Origin of the sequence: Aromatoleum sp., from assembly GCF_035254505.1 — a bacterium.
GTDB lineage: Bacteria > Pseudomonadota > Gammaproteobacteria > Burkholderiales > Rhodocyclaceae > Aromatoleum.
On the sequence record NZ_DATFAO010000071.1, the window covers coordinates 1 to 17,068 of the forward strand.

At 61.8% G+C, this 17,068-nt stretch carries 13 protein-coding genes; 10 read left to right on the forward strand and 3 right to left on the reverse strand.

Features of this window, described 5'->3' with window-relative positions:
- The first annotated feature begins 214 nt into the window (after positions 1-214).
- The 10 genes from VJ673_RS14235 (at position 215) to VJ673_RS14280 (ending at position 13,131) form a co-directional block, all read left to right on the forward strand.
- Positions 215-1,153, forward strand: coding sequence for an alpha/beta hydrolase (locus VJ673_RS14235; RefSeq protein WP_324126788.1), 939 nt, complete (start codon positions 215-217; stop codon positions 1,151-1,153).
- Between the two features lie 219 nt (positions 1,154-1,372).
- On the forward strand, positions 1,373-2,761 hold the full coding sequence (locus VJ673_RS14240; protein WP_324126789.1) for a TIGR03013 family XrtA/PEP-CTERM system glycosyltransferase: 1,389 nt from the start codon (positions 1,373-1,375) through the stop codon (positions 2,759-2,761).
- A gap of 76 nt (positions 2,762-2,837) precedes the next feature.
- Positions 2,838-4,892, forward strand: coding sequence for an XrtA/PEP-CTERM system histidine kinase PrsK (prsK, locus tag VJ673_RS14245; RefSeq protein ID WP_414635659.1), 2,055 nt, complete (start codon positions 2,838-2,840; stop codon positions 4,890-4,892).
- On the forward strand, positions 4,889-6,247 hold the full coding sequence (gene prsR / locus VJ673_RS14250) for a PEP-CTERM-box response regulator transcription factor (protein ID WP_324126791.1): 1,359 nt from the start codon (positions 4,889-4,891) through the stop codon (positions 6,245-6,247). The genes prsK and prsR overlap by 4 nt, the downstream gene beginning before the upstream one ends.
- Before the next feature lie 2 nt (positions 6,248-6,249).
- The gene (gene prsT / locus VJ673_RS14255) at positions 6,250-9,045 is read left to right on the forward strand and encodes an XrtA/PEP-CTERM system TPR-repeat protein PrsT (protein WP_324126792.1); all 2,796 of its coding nucleotides are present in this window, start codon (positions 6,250-6,252) and stop codon (positions 9,043-9,045) included.
- 60 nt (positions 9,046-9,105) lie between these two features.
- A complete protein-coding gene (locus tag VJ673_RS14260) occupies positions 9,106-10,386 on the forward strand; it encodes a nucleotide sugar dehydrogenase (protein ID WP_324126793.1) in 1,281 nt (426 codons plus the stop codon).
- A gap of 53 nt (positions 10,387-10,439) precedes the next feature.
- Positions 10,440-11,402, forward strand: coding sequence for a lytic transglycosylase domain-containing protein (locus tag VJ673_RS14265; RefSeq protein WP_324126829.1), 963 nt, complete (start codon positions 10,440-10,442; stop codon positions 11,400-11,402).
- Between the two features lie 38 nt (positions 11,403-11,440).
- Positions 11,441-12,193: a S1 family peptidase gene (locus VJ673_RS14270; protein WP_324126830.1), complete on the forward strand. Its 753-nt coding sequence runs from the start codon at positions 11,441-11,443 to the stop codon at positions 12,191-12,193.
- Positions 12,194-12,332: 139 nt separating this feature from the next.
- Positions 12,333-12,638: a helix-turn-helix transcriptional regulator gene (locus tag VJ673_RS14275; RefSeq protein ID WP_324126794.1), complete on the forward strand. Its 306-nt coding sequence runs from the start codon at positions 12,333-12,335 to the stop codon at positions 12,636-12,638.
- Positions 12,639-12,699: 61 nt separating this feature from the next.
- Positions 12,700-13,131 (forward strand): hypothetical protein, encoded by a 432-nt coding sequence (locus VJ673_RS14280; RefSeq protein WP_324126795.1) that lies wholly within the window; start codon positions 12,700-12,702, stop codon positions 13,129-13,131.
- An 88-nt stretch (positions 13,132-13,219) separates the two neighbouring features.
- Here the strand turns inward: VJ673_RS14280 and VJ673_RS14285 are convergent, their stop codons facing one another.
- From VJ673_RS14285 to VJ673_RS14295, 3 genes are all read right to left on the reverse strand, one after another.
- Positions 13,220-13,453 (reverse strand): hypothetical protein, encoded by a 234-nt coding sequence (locus VJ673_RS14285; RefSeq protein ID WP_324126796.1) that lies wholly within the window; start codon positions 13,451-13,453, stop codon positions 13,220-13,222.
- Between the two features lie 122 nt (positions 13,454-13,575).
- Positions 13,576-14,691, reverse strand: a complete 1,116-nt coding sequence (locus VJ673_RS14290; RefSeq protein WP_324126797.1) for a coiled-coil domain-containing protein — start codon at positions 14,689-14,691, stop codon at positions 13,576-13,578.
- A 400-nt stretch (positions 14,692-15,091) separates the two neighbouring features.
- On the reverse strand, positions 15,092-17,068 hold the full coding sequence (locus tag VJ673_RS14295) for an AAA family ATPase (RefSeq protein WP_324126798.1): 1,977 nt from the start codon (positions 17,066-17,068) through the stop codon (positions 15,092-15,094).

A 17,068-nucleotide genomic window follows, 5' to 3' on the forward strand; every position in this document is an offset into this window, starting at 1 on the left:
CCATCCCGAACAGGACCGTGAAACAGGACCGCGCCGATGATAGTGCCTCTCGTGGGTGCGAAAGTAGGTCATCGTCAGACTACCTCATCCCAAAAAAGCCGCCGACCTCACACAGATCGGCGGCTTTTTTACGTCTACGGCCCGTCACACTGATAGAATCCGGCGCTTCCCTTTCGTAAGGCCTCGGAACGACGGACGAGGCGACCCATTGCCGATGCCTTTGACTGCACAAGCGCAATCTCTGCTTGACATGGTGTACCGCGTCGGCGCGCCACGTTTCCACGAGTTGTCCGTCCCCCAGGCCCGGCACTCATTCGAGAAACTGCAGTTCGCGTTCGGCGGGGAGCGGGTCGCCGTGTCATCGGTCGTGGATGTGCCGATGCGGCTGACGGATAGCGGCGATGTATTACTCGGACGGTCATATCGTCCACTCGGCGTGAACCCGCTTGACGTCTTGCCGCTTGTCATCTACCTGCACGGCGGGGGCTGGTGCATCGGAGATGTAGCGAGTTATGACGGTTTTTGCCGCAGACTCGCGAATGCGTCGGGCTGTAGCGTGTTGTCTGTCGACTACCGCCTGGCGCCCGAGCATTCCTTTCCGGCTGCGGTGCATGACTCGATGGCGGCTCTGGAATGGGCGCAGGAGAACCATGGTCTGCTCGAAATCGATCCGGGAAGGATCTCTCTGGCGGGCGACAGTGCCGGCGGAAATCTGGCGCTGGTCGCGGCGCTGGAGGCGCGCGATCGCGGCTTGGATTCCGTGAGAGAGCTAGTACTCATTTACCCGTCGACGCAAATTCACAGTGATCGTCCGTCGCGAGAGCGATTCAGCGACGGTTATTTTCTGGACCGGGAGAGCCTTGAGTGGTTCTTCGCTCGTTATCTGCCTCAAGGTGATGCGCTTGACTGGCGCACTTCCCCGTTCCTGGCCGATTCGTTGGCAGGGCTGCCTCCGATTCTTCTCCTGATGGCCGAGTATGATCCGTTGGTGGACGACTGTCTCGCATTCGCTGCGAGGGTGGAGCGCGAGGGCGGCGCCGTCGATCGAGTAACGTTCGACGGCGTCGTGCATGGATTTGTGACGCTTCCTAAGCTATTTCCCGAAGCTAGTGCGGCGATCGATGTCATAGCAGAGCGGCTTCGGCGACTGTAGGAGGCGTCGGAAAGACAATCATCGGTTCTGCTGGCGCCAGCCTGATGGAGGATCTATATCGGTTTGTGACAAGGCTCCGTTCCGTGATCTGTTTAACAATGACGTCATGGTTTTCGGGATAGAGTTTGATTCAACTCTAATTGCGCCCAGACCCGCCGTGACGCGTTGCTGCCTTGTCGATGGCGCAGGTCCTACGGCTTCCGCTCGGGAGTGCGTGCCATGCTCAAGGTTTTCGGTCAGTATTTTCCGTCCGGCGCGCTGCATCAGGTCGCATTCGATGCTCTGATCCTCTTCGTGGCCGTGGTGTTTGCGGTGCTGGTCGAAACACATGGCGCCGATGCGGATTGGCGCATGGTTGCGCCTTCCGCGATTACCTTTACGATCTTCATGATCTTCCTGAATTCGGCCCTCGGGTTCTATCGGGTGACTCCGGTCGGTCTGTCGGGCAGGGCCGTCGTTGCGCGCTTGGCTGTCTCCTTGCTCGTAAGCATCCCTTTGGCCTGGGGCGTGTTCTCGATTCTTCCGTGGGACTATTTTGCATCCGAGGCGCTTCAGTTCTCGGTCGTGTTGCTCGTGGTCGTTGTGCTGCTGATGCGGGGCGTCGTCAGTCGTCATGAATCGAGATCGGTCTTTGCTCCGAGGGTCTTGGTGATCGGCACAGGACCGGAAGCGGTGGAAGTGCAGCGCTCGCTGGGATCTTCCGGTCGTTCGGGAATGGAGATTGTCGGCTTCTACGCGCCGGGCGGCGAGGATTGCCGCGTGGTGAGCGCCGGTCGGGTGATCGAAAACGGCATGGGCTTGTTGGAGGCTGTGCGGGATGCACGGGTCAACGACATCATCGTCGCTGTTCGCGAGCGGAGGGGGGGCGTTCTCCCGATCCGGGAGTTGCTCGACTGCAAGTTGCGCGGCGTGCGTGTAATGGATCTTTCGTCGTTTTTCGAGCGTGTGCAGGGGAAGGTCAGGATCGATTCGTTGAAGGCCAGCTGGTTGATCTACGGAGACGGCTTTCGGCAGAGTCCGATGCGCACATTCACGAAGCGTTGCTTCGATCTCGCTGCGGCGTTTCTTTTGTTGTTGCCGGCTTTGCCGATCATGGCAGTGACGTCGATTTTGATCTTGCTGGAAGATGGCGGACCGGTGTTCTACCGACAGGAACGGGTCGGGCGGGCGGGACGCATCTTCAGGGTGGTCAAGTTTCGGAGCATGCGGCGGGATGCCGAAAGCGATGGGAAGCCGCGTTGGGCAACGAGCCACGACGACCGGGTGACTCGCGTAGGACGAATCCTTCGGCGCTTGAGGATCGATGAGTTGCCCCAGCTTTTCAACGTCATTTCGGGTGAAATGAGTCTTGTCGGCCCCCGTCCGGAGCGGCCGTACTTCGTGGATCAGTTGTCGCATCAGGTGCCCTTCTATGCCGTGCGACATAGCGTCAAGCCCGGAGTGACGGGTTGGGCCCAGGTTCGGTACCAGTATGGTGCTTCTATCGATGAGGCGATCGAGAAGCTTCAATACGATCTCTATTACGTGAAGAACCATACGTTAGTGTTGGACACCCTGGTCTTGTTCGAGACCGTCAGAGTCGTGCTGACCGGAGAGGGGGCGCACTAACAGCCGCCCTTGATGGTCAGTCGCCGCATTTGAAGTAACGGAGTCTGGTGTGACTGTTGCCATCGTGGCCTATGGAATGGCGGCCGGTGCCTTTGCTCTCCTGGCTATTCAGCTAATGCGTGGATGGCGGGGGGGCCTTCCCGCGGGATTGCTGCTGGCAGCAGTGATAGCAAGCGGGGTGTGGGCGACGGTCAATACCGCCTTTTCTTATTTTCGCATCGACTGGATCGGGCAACTGGCATGGGTTCTGGATGTCATGCGGCAAGCGTGCTGGCTCGGGTTCATGGTGGTCTTGTTGCAGCCGCTCGGTGGCCGGAAGAGCAGCTGGCCGGTGATCGGTGCGATGCTTATTGTGGTCGCCGAATGCACGAGTATCGTTTCGGCCGGGTTCGGGCTCACGTTCGGCGAATTCGGCAATGGGCTGCGGCTCGCGAGCTTCCTTGCGGGTGCTGTGTTCGGGCTGGTGCTGGTGGAACAGGTGTACCGGGGAACGCCGGGCGAGTTTCGTTGGGGGCTCAAGCCGCTTTGCCTGGCGGTTGGGGCAACGAATGTCTTCGAGTTGTATTTCTTTGCCGACGGGTTGTTGTTCGGGCGTCTGGACGTGGATCTGTGGAGTGTGCGGGGGGCGGCGAGCGCGCTGTCACTGCCGCTGATCGCCATTTCGGCTGGCCGTATTCCTTCCTGGACATTCAAGCTCTCCGTGTCCCGGGTGATGGTCTTTCATTCGACCGCACTGGCTTTGTCGGGGATGTATCTCATCGTCATTGCCGCCGTGGCTTACTACGTGCGGTATGTGGGCGGGGACTGGGGGCGGGCACTGCAGCTGGTGCTGTTATTCGCCGGTGTCCTGTCTCTTGGGGGGCTGTTGTTTTCCGGCGCGCAGAGGGCGCGTCTTCGGGTCTTGCTCAACAAGCACCTGTTTCCGTACCGGTACGACTACCGGTTGGAGTGGTTGAGGTTCACGCAGGCGCTGTCCGAGGCGGGGGGAGCGTTGGATCTGGGCCAGTCGGTGATCAAGGCTTTGTCGGATCTCGTCGAAAGCTCGGGCGGCACGGTTTGGCTGAAAGATGCGGGTGGGCGATTCACGCCTCACGCGCGTTTGAATCAGTCGGCGATCGACGCGATGGAAGAGGAAGGCAGCGCGTTCTGTCACTTCCTCGATGAACGGGAATGGGTGATCAGTTTGGAGGAGTACAGGATTCGGCCGGGGTACTACGGTGCGCTCGTGCTGCCATCGTGGTTATCGATGATCCCCGACGCGTGGTTGATCTTGCCGCTGAAATCCGCCGGCAGCTTGGTCGGGTTTGTCGTGCTGAATACGCCTCGGACGCCGTTCGACATCGACTGGGAGGTGTTGGACTTGCTGAAGACGGCGCAGCGACAGGCCGCAAGTTATCTCGCGCGCATGCAGGCAGCCGAGGCGCTGCTGGAGGCGAGAAAGTTCGATTCGTTCAACCGGATGACGGCGTTTGTCGTGCATGACCTGAAGAATCTCGTGGCTCAACTATCGCTCGTGTTGAGGAATGCTGATCGGCATAAGGACAATCCTGAATTTCAGGCGGACGTGCTGGCGACGGTTGCACATGTGGAGGGGCGAATGCGTGCCTTGATGTCGCAGTTGCAGGAGAAGCGCTCGATCGATCCTCCGCGCCGCGTCGACGTCGCGCATCACCTTGCCTCAATCTGCCTCGCGAATCGCCATAGGCGCCCGTCTGTCGAACTTGAGGGCCAGCCGGCGGCTGCTGAGGTCATGGCGCATCCCGAGCGGCTGGAGCGAATCCTGGGGCATCTCGTGCAAAACGCGCTGGACGCGACGCCGGAAAGCGGACGCGTGCGGGTGCGCATCGAGCCTGGGCGCGACGGGTTCATTCGGATCGTCGTGGAGGACAGCGGATGTGGAATGACAAAGGATTTCATGCGTGAGCGTTTGTTCCGTCCCTTCCATACGAACAAATCCGGTGGTATGGGAATAGGAGTGTTCGAGGCACAGCAATATCTCAACGAGTTGGGAGGAGGGATCGTGTACGAAAGCGAGCCTGGCCGGGGGACGCGGGTAATGGTGACGTTGCCGGCTGTCGCGCGTGACTCTCGGCCGCGGGCCGAATCAAGCGTTTTGGCGCACGGATCATGAGCCAGAAACCCAGGCCTTTGTTGATCGTCGAGGACGATCCTGCGCTGCAAAAGCAAATGCGGTGGGCGTTCGATGCGTTTGAAACGGTATTGGCCGAAGACCGTGAAGGCGCGATTTCACAGTTGCGTCGCTATGAGCCTGCTGTTGTCACGATGGATCTCGGGCTGCCGCCGAGTCCTGGCGACGTGACCGAGGGCTTTCGCCTGCTCGGGGAGATCCTGGCGTTGGCACCGGATACCAAAGTCATCGTGCTGACCGGGCAACATGACCGGGAGAACGCGCTGAAGGCGGTCGCAATGGGAGCCTACGATTTCTTCGGCAAGCCGTTCGAGCCTGAGCTCCTCGGCTTGACGATCGATCGCGCGTTCCGGCTGCACGATCTACAGGCGGAAAACGCGCGGCTGCGGGAGCGTCAGGGCAGCGTGCTTACCGGCGTCCTCACTCGTGATCCGGGGATGCTGAAGCTGTGCAGAACGATCGAGAAAGTGGCGCCCGCCAACGTGTCGGTCGCCTTACTCGGAGAGAGCGGGACGGGCAAGGAGATCTTCGCCCGGGCCTTGCATGGATTGTCGTCGCGGGCGAAAGCGCGTTTCGTCGCCGTGAACTGCGCTGCAATTCCGGAGCCTTTGCTCGAGAGCGAATTGTTCGGTTACGAGAAGGGCGCTTTCACAGGGGCCGCGAAGCAGACGCCGGGAAAGATCGAAACGGCGAATGGCGGCACTTTCTTCCTCGATGAAATCGGCGACCTTCCAATGTCGCTGCAGGCAAAGCTGCTGCGTTTCCTGCAGGAACGTGTCATCGAGCGGCTTGGTGGAAGGGGCGAGATCCCTGTGGATGTGCGGGTGGTTTGCGCTACACATCGGGACCTCAAGACGCTGATCAGCACCGGCCAGTTCCGGGAGGACTTGTATTACCGCCTCGCTGAGATCGTGATCGATATTCCTCCTCTGCGCGACCGAGAGGGGGACGCGGGCTTGCTGGCACATGCCTTCGTGCAACGTTATGCGGCGGAGCTGGGACGTGGGGCGCTGCATCTCGGGGACGATGCGATTGCGTCGATCGAGGCCCATGGCTGGCCGGGGAATATCCGCGAACTGGAAAATTGCCTGAAGCGCGCGGTGATCATGGCGGAGACGAACCGGATTTCGGCGCAGGACCTTGGACTCGACAAGGTCGAAGACAATCTTGAGCACCTGAATCTGCGGCAGGTGCGGGACGAGGCGGAGCGGCGCGCCGTCGTCCGGGTGCTTGCCCGTACAAACGGCAATATCGCTCGGGCGGCGGATGTACTCGGGATCAGCCGCCCGTCTCTTTATGACCTCATGAACCGATTCGGACTGAAAAGGGAGAACTGACCATGCAGCGTCGGAAGAGCGTACGACCGGCAATTAGGCTGACCGTGCTGGCAACGGTATGTGCGGTCGTGCTGTCCGCGTGTTCCGATTCGCCCACCGAAAGAGTGGCATCCGCGCAGAAATTTCTCGACAAGAACGACGTCAACGCGGCGAGCATCGAGCTGAAAAGTGCGCTGCAAAAAGACCCGAAGCTGGCGGAGGCGCGCTATCTGCTGGGGACGGTCAATCTGCGCCAGGGTGACGCCGCGGGCGCGGTCAAGGAGTTGCGACGCGCGTCGGAGTTCGGAGTTTCCGCGTTGCGGGTAAGCCCTGTCCTGGCACGAGCACTGCTCAGGCAGGGGGAGGTCGATCAGGTCCTGAAGGAGTTTGAGGGGGTTCGGCTTGAGGAACCGGGAGCCGATGCGCAACTGCTGGCGGTGGTTGGCGAGGCGCATTTACGTAAAGGCGAAGTGGATCAGGCCAAAACGGCTTTCGATGCTGCGCTCCAGCAAGTTGCCACGGACCCCTCCGCCCGCATCGGCATCGGCCGCGTCAAGTTTGCGAAGGGCGACCCCGACGGCGCCATGAGAGACGCCGACACCGTGCTGTCCGAAAAGGTGGCCGGCAATCTTGCGGCTGACGCGCACGCTTTGCGTGCCGACGTCCTGATCGCTCGCAACAAACCTAGCGAAGCGATCGCGGAACTGGATGCGGCGGTCAAGGCCCAACCGGATGCCATCAACTATCACTTCGGGCTGATTTCACTGCTGTTGCAGCAGGACAACCTCGATGGGGCAGCGACGCGCTTGGCCGCGATGCAAAAGGTAGCGGCCAAGCATCCACTGACCCGATTCCTTCAGGCAACGGTCGATTTCAGAAAAGGCAGCTTGGCGTCTGCCAGGGAGAACGTCGATGAGGCGGTGAGGCTGGGACCCACTTACCTCCCGGCGCGGTTTCTCGCCGGCCTAGTTCATGCACGTCTCAACGAACATCTGATCGCGCTGGAGCACTTCAATGCGGTGCTGGCGGGCATACCCAATCATCAAGGGGCGCGCTTGGCGCTCGCGCGTTCGGAACTTGCCTTGGGAGATGCGGAGCACGCATTGGAGACTCTGCAGCCCTTGCTCGACGGGAAGAGCCAGGATCCGGAAGTCCTCCGCTTGGCGGGGCAGATCTATGTGGCGAGTGGAAACATGGAGGCTGCGTCGCGCCGGTTTGCCGAACTGGTCACCATTCAGCCGGGGGACGCCCAGGCGCGCACCCAGCTGGGCGTCACGAAGATGTTGGCCAGCAAGGGCGACAGCGGCATCGCGGACCTCGAAGCAGCTTCAAAATTGGAGTCCGACGACGGGGAGGCCGAGACGGCCCTCATCCTGACGTATATGGGCAGAGGCGAAACGGAACGGGCCGCGGCGGTAATGCGTGACATGGAGGCCAAGCACGCCGACGATCCGAAGACATATACCGTCAAAGGTGGTGTTCTACTCGCGAGAAAGGATGTTTCGGGGGCCCGGCGGGCGTTCGAGAAGGCCGTGTCGCTTAAGACGGATTACCTGCCGGCCATTGCGAGTCTGGCCCGCATGGACATCGAAGAGAAACGGCCGCAAGACGCGGTCGCTCGTCTTGAGGCGGTCGCGCAGAAGAGCCCAACCGACGTCGGAGCAGCGATGATGCTAGCGGACGTTCTTGTGCAGACGGGAGCCAAGCCCGAGGCCGTCCGCGCAGTCCTCGAGCGAACTGCCAACGCCAATCCGACGGCAACCGTGCCGCGCCTGGCCCTGATTGAACACGATCTGCGTCAGCGGGACGCGAAGCGGGCGCTGAAGGCCGCTATCGAGTTGTCCGCGGCGCATCCGACCGAGGCCCGCGTGTTCGGCGCACTGGGTCGGGCACAACTGGCGGCAGACGATAAACCGCAGGCCGTCATGGCCTTTACCAAGCAGGTGAACCTTGCGCCGCGTTCCGTCGTGCCGCTGATCGAGTTGTCGGACGCGCAGAGACTGTCCAAGGATCTCGACGGGGCCGAGCAATCGCTACGCCGTGCGCTCGCGCTGCGGGCCGACCAACTGGATGCGCAGCAGCGACTCATTTCACTGTACATCGAAGAAAAGCGTGACGGCGAAGCGTTGGCGGTTGCCAGGAATATCCAGAAACAGCGTCCGAAGGCTGTCATTGGTTTGCTGCTCGAAGCCGACATCCATGTCTCGAAGAAGGATTGGGCCTCCACGGTTGCGGTTTTGAAACGGGCGATGGAACTCGAAAAGGCACCCCAGATCGTCACCCGGTTGCATGCCGCACAGCTGCTGGCGGGCAAGAGAGGCGAAGCGGATGCATTGGTATCCGGGTGGTTGCGTAACAATCCCAAGGATTTCGTGGTGACGTCATATCTCGCGGACCGTGCAATGGCCGAAGGGCGTTTGGCGGATGCCGAAAGACTCTATACGGACGTTAATCGACTCAAACCCAACGACGCGGCAGTGATCAACAACATGGCCTGGCTCGCGGGGCAGCGGAAAGACCCGCAGGCGCTCAGGCTTGCCGAGCAGGCTGCGAGTCTCGCCCCGAGCAGCGCGGCGGTCGCGGATACGCTCGGCATGCTGCAGGTGGAAATGGGGCAGTCGGATAAGGGGGTCGAGAGCCTTCGGCGCGCTGTGTCTCTTGCGCCCAACGCGCCCGGAATCAGGATGAATCTGGTACGAGCCTTTGCCAAGCTGGGCCGGAAGGACGAGGCACGCAAGGAGGTCGATTTGCTGCTACAGTCGCTGCCCGCCGATAGCCCGTCGCGGGCGGAAGCCGTTGCGCTCAAGGGGACGCTCTGATGCGGCGACGCGGCTATGCGTGTGGCATTGATGTCGCTGACAAATAGAGGAATGTGTTTCATGACGACAATCGGAGTCATTGGGTTGGGGTACGTGGGTCTCCCGCTCGCCGTCGAATTTGGCAAGAAGTTCCGGACCGTCGGGTTTGACCTTTCTGCGGAGAAGGTGGCCGCGTACGGGCAGCACTTCGATCCCACCGGTGAGGTGGCGAGCGAGGATCTGCGGGCGGCGACGCAGCTTTCTTGCCACACGGATGCGTCGGTGATTCGCGAGGCGGATTTCATCGTTGTTGCCGTTCCGACCCCGGTGGATAGCGCGCATCAGCCCGATTTTTCGCCCCTGGTCGGCGCTTCGCAGACGGCCGGCCGCAATCTGAAGCGCGGGGCGATCGTGGTATTCGAGTCGACCGTGTATCCAGGAGCAACCGAGGAGATCTGCATACCGATCATCGAAAGGGAGTCGGGGCTGAAGTGGAAGAAGGATTTCTTCGTCGGCTATTCGCCCGAGCGCATCAACCCTGGCGACAAGGAACGCACGGTCACGAAGATCGTCAAGGTGGTGTCCGGCGACACGCCCGAGACGCTTGCCAAGGTTGGCGAAATCTACGGGGCGATCATCACAGCCGGCGTCTTCCCCGCGAGTTCGATCAAGGTGGCCGAAGCGGCAAAGGTCATCGAGAACACGCAGCGTGACCTAAATATCGCGCTGATGAACGAGTTGGCTGTCCTCTTTCACAAGATCGGCATCGACACGCTCGAAGTCCTGGAGGCGGCCGGGACCAAGTGGAATTTCCTGCCTTTCCGTCCTGGCTTGGTCGGGGGTCACTGCATCGGCGTTGATCCGTATTACCTGACGCACAAGGCGGAGATGCTCGGCCATCATCCGGACGTGATTCTTGCGGGTCGTCGCATCAACGATGGCATGGGCAAGTATGTTGCCGAGCAGACCGTGAAGCAGATGATCGGCGCCGGGCATGCGATTCGCGGATGCGACGTTGTCGTGCTCGGTCTGACGTTCAAGGAAAACTGCCCGGATCTGCGCAACAGCAAAGTGATCGACGTGATCCACGAGCTCGAAAGCTTCGGCTGCAAAGTTCATGTGCATGACGCGGTCGCGAATCCTGCCGAGGCGATGCATGAATACGGGGTCCAGCTGACTGCGTGGGAAGATTTACCGGCTGCAGCGGCGATCGTCGCGGCGGTGTCGCACAAAGCCTATCTGGAAATGCCGATCGAACGGATTTGCGCGAAATTGCAGCCGTCGGGTGTCTTTGCAGACGTGAAGTCGGCCTATGACCGCGACGCGATTGCGGCGGCGGGCGGAATTGCCTGGCGCTTGTAGGGCGCCCTTGCGACGGTAATCGAGGGGCTTTATGCCCCGGAGGGAGGGTGACGATGATGTCATGTGGCGGTTCGCTTCCGGCAAGTCGTTTCCCTCGCGCGCTGTCGCTGGCGCTGTGCTTATCGGTCGTCCCTCTTCAAGCGCTACCGGCAGACCCAGTGACGGCGGTTGCAGCCAACGAAGCCGTCTTTCCGCGAACGGGCCGCGAACTTGTCGCGGAGGCCGAGCGCTTCGAGCACGGCGAGGGCGTTGCGCGTGACCCGGCGCACGCGGCGGCGCTGTATTGCGAGGCGGTGCTCCTCGGCAGCGCCGACGCCATGTACGCCCTTGGCTGGATGTATGCGAACGCCCGGGGCGTGGCCCGCGACGACGGCTTGGCTGGAACCTTGTTTGCCATGGCCGGATTTCTCGGGCATCCGCAGGCGGCAAATCTCAGTCGTTACACGGGTGAGTATTCCGGTCGTGTCCCAGCCTGCCTGTTACAGCGGCGCACCGAGGTCGCCGATTCGCAATGGGACCCGGAAGCGCATATCGAAGCGCTTGAGCCGGCGCGGCGCGAGATTGCCCGAATGGTGGTGAAGCTCGCGCCCGACTATCAGATCAGCCCGCGTCTCGCGCTTGCAATCGCGCTCACCGAATCGCGGCTGAATCCGGTCGCGGTGTCGCCGAAGAGCGCGATGGGCGTGATGCAGCTCATCCCCGACACGGCGGCACGCTTCAATGTCCGCAATCCCTTCGATCCGGCGCAGAACATCCGGGGCGGGCTGGCTTACCTGCGCTGGCTGCTGGCATATTTCCGCGGCGATGTGGCGCTTGCCGCGGCGGGTTACAACGCTGGAGAAAAGGCGGTCGACCGGTATCGTGGCATTCCACCCTATCCGGAGACAAAGGCCTACGTGACCCGGATCTTGGACTTCGTCAAGGTTGGGCATCACCCCTACGATAGTCGAATCGTTGAACCCAGCGGTCTGAAAGCAGTGCCCGTGGAGCCGGAGCACGCGCGGGGGCATTTGTGACGCCGGTTCTGATCGGCCGTCTTCACCGTTCCTGGCACATCTTGTTGTGCACAGTTGTGTGGATCTGCGGTGTCTCGCCGTGCGTGTTTGCGGCTGATTTGACCCAGATCGTATCGCGTATCAAGCCGTCAATCGTCGCGGTCGGTACGTTCCAGCCGGCGAGAAGTCCGGCGTTTCGCTTTCTCGGTACCGGTTTCGCCGTCGGAAACGGGCACATCATCGCGACAAATGCCCATGTTGTACCGCAGCCAACCGCGGACGACCGGAAGGACACCCTGGTCATCGCGATTCCTGGCGCGCAGAGCGGGGCCATTCGTCCGGTGTCGCCGATCGCAGTCGATGCCAACAGCGATCTTGCCATCCTGCGTCTCGAGGGAGAGCCGCTGCCGCCGCTGTCGCTTGGCAACGGGGCCCTTGTCAGCGACGGTCAGACGATCGCCTTTACCGGATTCCCGATCGGCAGTGCTCTCGGGCTGACGCCCGTGACGCATCGGGGGATCGTATCGGCGGTCACGCCTCTCGGGATACCGCAGGGTCGTGCGCGTGATTTGAATGCGACCTTGATCCGACGCCTGGCCGAAGGCGTATTCAAAGTCTATCAGCTTGATGCGACCAGTTACCCTGGCAATAGCGGCAGTCCGATGTTCGATGCCGAGACCGGCGAAGTGCTGGGGATTGTGAATATGGCCTTCGTTAAGAAGACGAAGGAGAGCGCGCTGAGTGATCCTTCCGGGATTTCCTACGCGATACCAGTGGTCCACTTGAAGGCGCTTCTGAAAGGTGCCGAATAGGTATCCGGCGCGTCCCTCGACAGGAATCTAAGAGTGTCGTAGAGATACCGAAAATGCTGGATCTTGTTGGTTTCGGTCTGCAGTGTACCGCCAGAAATACCGTCACAAATTCCACGCTTGGCCCGAGTGCCGATGAAACATGGAATCCCGAATCCTGACTGAAGCCGAAATTCTTGCGCTTGCCCGTGAGATTGCTTTTAGGATGGCGCCGGACGCGCTGCTGGACGCGAAAGACGTGGGCGCCATGCTCAAGGTGTCCGCCCGGTACGTCACGGAGCACCTGATCGCGGCACCAGGCTTTCCCAAAGCCATCCACCTAGCCTTGCCGAACGGACGCAAGGGGCAGCCCCGATGGTTGCGCTCCGACCTCGTGAAGTACATCGATTCACATAGGGACGGTGTGACAAAGCGCGGCGGCCGTCCAAGAAAGCCGATCGAGTGGTGATGTCGTAACTCTCAAATGTCATGTACGCTGTGCCCTTCGCGATCGCCAGGAAGGGCAAGCCATGAGAATGAGCGTGTTCGTTGCGACGGTTACCTTGTTGGGGGCGCTCCAAGGTTGCGGGACTGCGCCAGTCGGACAAGACGGTCGGCGCCTGACGCTTGCGGATGTCGGGCCTGCTCCTCAAGACCCGATGCAAATCGTCAGAGAATCTTTGAAGTACCGGCTGAAGGACCCGGATTCAGCGAAAGTGGAACTGGATCGTGCGCCGCGTCCGGTCGTTTTTGCCGGCACGATTGGGACCAATGGGGGAGCCGGCTGGGAGTTGTGCCCGCAAGTGAACGCGAAGAATGGCTTTGGCGCCTATACAGGGTACAAACGGGTTTTCATCCTGTGGAACTCGGGCAGTGTCGTGGACTTCATCGACGATTACCTCGGTGATGCGTATTGCCGCGAGCGCAACGACTACAGGCTAGAGGTGGGTGTCGGGAAATAGTGGCCGGCCGCGTGTCCGGGAGGGCGGACACCGCCGGCTGTCGGGGTTCGTTGTTGACGCGGCACTCGCCGACTGACCCGCGCCGCCATCAAGCGGCCGCCCGGTGCCGCGTGAACCGCTCCACGGTGGCACGAGTCAGGCAGAAGCGGCCCGACCGTCCCACCTTCGCCGCGGGGATGTCGCCGCGTTCAATGGCTACCTTCAGCCCGCCCAACGTGTAGCCCATACGCCGCGCCATGGGAGCACTGATCCAGCATAGGCTAAGTTCCTCGTTTGCCCGGTAATAGGCTTCGAGCTGGTCAACGATCGTCGGTAACGTCATCGCTTTCCCCTCAAGGGGGCCGAAATCCGGCGTTCCTGCGACCGCACGGGGAGCGGGTAAGGTGTCGGTATCACCCTGCTCTGTTCGGTCGTCGAAACCCCTAGATTTCAGCCCTCACCGGATCAAAGAGACTCGGTTACTAGGGCGTCGGCCGCGACCATTTGCGCGGCTGTCGCCTTCAGGGCTTCCGCGTACTCGGGCGGCCGGTACATGACCGAATGCAGCCAAGCAGGGCGGACGATCTCGCCGTCGACCTTGATCTCGTGCAGCCCCCGCTCGGTCAGTGCCTTGCAGAGCCATACGCCCGCTTTGGGATCGGCTGCTTCGAGCATCAGCAGCGGCTCGCGCATCCCGTCGACGAGCTTGGCGAGCTGGCGGATTGCCCGATTGCGGACAGCAGCACAGACACCCGCTTCTGCTGCGGTGACACGCTCAACGGCTTCGGCCGCATTGCCCTGCTGTTCCTCGATCTTCGCTTCTAGCCCCTCGATCGCCGCACGGGCGCCGCCGGCCTGCTGCTTAGCCTGTTCGAGCGCCTTGTCGGCTTGCGTGATGCGCTTGTCCAGGTCGGCGAGCTTGGCCGCGTCCACCGGCTTGTCGGCAATGAACGCATCCCCCTGCAACGCTTCCCGCTCGCCCGTCAGTTCGGCCAGGGCGTGCACCGCGTCGGCTTCGGCGTCGACGAGATCATGCGCTTCGGCCAACTTGGCGCGGTAGTGGTCGACGGACTCGTGGGCAATCCGCAAGTCATCGCGTGCAGCCTTCAGCGCGAACCGTGCTCGCTTCTCGTCGCGTTCGAGTTCGGCATCGGTCACGGCGTCAAACTGCGCTTGCTGCAACTCGGCTCGGAGCTCGTTGCGGCTGCGGCGCAGTCGTTCGGCACCTTCACCGTGCGTGCGCTCCCACTGGCGAACGGACTGTTCGGCCTCACTGCGACGTGCGAAGAGCGCACGCCGTTGTTCCCGGACTTCGCCAGCTCGTCGGGTGTCGGGGTCGAGCCCGCGGCGCAGTTCTTCGTCCAGGGGAGCGAGGGCGGCGTTTACGTCGGCGATCGTCGCACGGGCGCGGCTGGTCACCTTGTCTCGGTTGACCTCGTGTTCGGACAGCTCGGCATTGATACGGGAGATACGTTGTTCGATAGCTTCTACTGCGTTCATGTCGTGAACCTCAGGAAAGAAAGTTTTCAGTTGTCCGCCCCTAGAGGCGGGATGTACGTAGTCACGGTTTTCGGGATTCACGGTTTCGCGGGTTCACGGTTTTCGTCTTGCGCCCGCTGTCCTCACGTACGGGGTAGCGGGGTGATGCATGGTTGCTACAGGGAAAAAATAGGGCTCTATCCTGCGGGTCCCTTGAATCAGGTAGCCGGGCATCAGGGGTGCGCTGAGCCCCGATCTCGGGCAAATTCCGGATTCCTCTATAGCACCGGTCCATAAGCGATCACTGATAAACGATTGCCGGGTGTTCGCTGTTCGAGTGGGATGCTTTGTCCCTGAAATTCCATCCCCACTCCCCGATTCCCCGGTCCCCGTCCCCCTACGGGGGGAGCGGGGATTTCGGGGATTCCGGGTCGGGTTTGTGCCCGAAACCCCGAAAGACCCGAAACGGGGAAAACGGGTTTTCGGGGACGGCTGGAAAAGGTCAGGAATCCCCCTCGAACTCAGGTTCACGGGCGTCGGCTTCAACGTCCCATTCGTCCCCGGCGGTCCCGTAAAGGCGAATCACATCGTCGTTACCTTGGATGACGAACTTTCCGGTGGTCAGTGCTTCGAGGGCTTCCCGTGCTCGATCGCGGCGCTTGTCCTTCTTGCTCTGCGGGTCGCGGATCATGTGATTCGCGGCGATCGTCAGCACGTTGTCGACGCTGCACGGGCCGTGCTTTTCGACCACTTCGAACACGATGCGCTGATTCTTCCCGCCGGGCTTGCGCGGTTTGTTCGTCTTCTCCGCGGGAAGCTCGGTTACGTGCTCGACAGCGCAAGAGGTGATCGGCTCGCCCGCTTCGTCCGTCCCCAGGTCGACCACTTGCAGCCGGAACGGGAAAACGGCTCCGTCCTCCCCGTCCTTCTGCTTGGTCACTCGTGCGGCTCGGTCGTCGCCGTCCCGTGTGACCTCGATTTCCAGGTCGACCGCACCGCGCAAGCCCGACCACCCGCGGGCGCCGTTCGCAGCGTTCTTGCCCGAGTGATGAATGAGCAACACGAATGCACCGGTTTCGGCCTGCAGCCGCTTGCACCGCCCGATGACCGCGCCCATGTCTTCGGCCGCGTTCTCGTTCCCGCCGGGGGTCACCGAAGCGAGGGTGTCGACCACGATCAAGGAGGCTCCGCCGGCTGCCCGGATTTCACGGGCAAGCGGCTTGTCGTCGTCCTTCAGCAGGTTCGGCGCATCGGCAATAACCCAAAAGGGCAGCTCTTCGAGCTTGACGCCGTGATGCTTGGCGAGCGCCTGCAGCCGTTTGCGGAAACCGCCGGCACCTTCCGCAGCGATGTAGACCACCGTTCCGCCGGTCACCGCCAACCCTCGCCAGTCGACGCCCTGTGCGATGGCGCCCGACAGGTCGAGCACGAAAAAGGATTTCCCGCTGCCAGGCTCGCCGTAGAGCACGCCCAACCCATCCCGCTGAATCAGGGCGCGCACAAGCCATGACACCGGAGCCGCACTTGTGAATTCGTGCGCGGGAATGAGATGGAAGCGGCCTTCCTGATCGTCGTCCCTTCGCGCCCTCGGATCCGTCCAGCCGGCTTGCTTCGCCAAGTGAAAGAGGGTGCCCGGTCCGATCAGGTCGCCGCCGTGTCGCCGCTCTTCCTTGTAGCTGTCGACCAGGGCGTCGAATGCTCGATCGTCGAAGCGGTCATCAGCAGTCATTGACCATTCGCGGGCGATGCTCTCCGCGTCGGACAGGCCGGTCGACAGGATTGCGAAGACTCGGCGCATCCACTCCTGATAGTCGCAATCCGCCGACAGCACCGCGGCAGCCGACTTCACCCGTTCGCGGTTCTCGTCGGTATCGTCGAGCGGTTGCGGGGGAAGGTTCGCCAGGGCGTCAGTCGGATCGAGGGAGGTGCACGGCGTGTCCGCGCGGGTGCGCCAGGCTTCCGGCAGCTCTGGCAACGCCCGAAGATTGAACGGCGCACACCCCCGTTCCCACTGATACGCCCTCCCCGTGACCGGGTGGACCGACGGCTCGACGATGAAAAATCGATTGTCGTGCAGCACATCGACGCCCGCACCGTGCTTACCGGGCAGCCGGGTGCCTTCGGGGGCCGTGAAAACGTAATGCAGGCCACCACCGCCGGTGCGCGCAATCGCGCAATCGTGATCCCACAGCGCCCCGCGATCCGCTTCAAGTTCGGCCATCGTTTCCCGGCCGCCGTTTCTCGGGTCGATGTCGATCACGACTAGGTCGGACCGCCCGCAGTGCACGCCGATACCGGCGTTCGGCCAGCGCTGCCACCACTGGCGGACGATGCTTACATCATCGGTCGCCTTCTCTTGCCATTCTTCCAGCAATGGCACCTTCGAGCCAGGCCGAATGGGGATGACTGCCCAACCGATTGCCGCATAGCGGAGAGCTGCGGCGAGCGGGGTTTCCCGCACCTTATGAACTGCGCTCAT

Coding starts and splice junctions, on each gene's coding strand:
- VJ673_RS14265 (WP_324126829.1), top strand. CDS start 10,440: ATGATGTCATGTGGCGGTTCGCTTCCGGCAAGTCGTTTCCCTCGCGCG.
- VJ673_RS14295 (WP_324126798.1), bottom strand. CDS start 17,068: ATGAGCGCAGTTCATAAGGTGCGGGAAACCCCGCTCGCCGCAGCTCTC.
- prsK (WP_414635659.1), top strand. CDS start 2,838: ATGGCGGCCGGTGCCTTTGCTCTCCTGGCTATTCAGCTAATGCGTGGA.
- VJ673_RS14285 (WP_324126796.1), bottom strand. CDS start 13,453: ATGACGTTACCGACGATCGTTGACCAGCTCGAAGCCTATTACCGGGCA.
- VJ673_RS14260 (WP_324126793.1), top strand. CDS start 9,106: ATGACGACAATCGGAGTCATTGGGTTGGGGTACGTGGGTCTCCCGCTC.
- prsR (WP_324126791.1), top strand. CDS start 4,889: ATGAGCCAGAAACCCAGGCCTTTGTTGATCGTCGAGGACGATCCTGCG.
- VJ673_RS14280 (WP_324126795.1), top strand. CDS start 12,700: ATGAGAATGAGCGTGTTCGTTGCGACGGTTACCTTGTTGGGGGCGCTC.
- prsT (WP_324126792.1), top strand. CDS start 6,250: ATGCAGCGTCGGAAGAGCGTACGACCGGCAATTAGGCTGACCGTGCTG.
- VJ673_RS14235 (WP_324126788.1), top strand. CDS start 215: ATGCCTTTGACTGCACAAGCGCAATCTCTGCTTGACATGGTGTACCGC.
- VJ673_RS14240 (WP_324126789.1), top strand. CDS start 1,373: ATGCTCAAGGTTTTCGGTCAGTATTTTCCGTCCGGCGCGCTGCATCAG.
- VJ673_RS14275 (WP_324126794.1), top strand. CDS start 12,333: ATGGAATCCCGAATCCTGACTGAAGCCGAAATTCTTGCGCTTGCCCGT.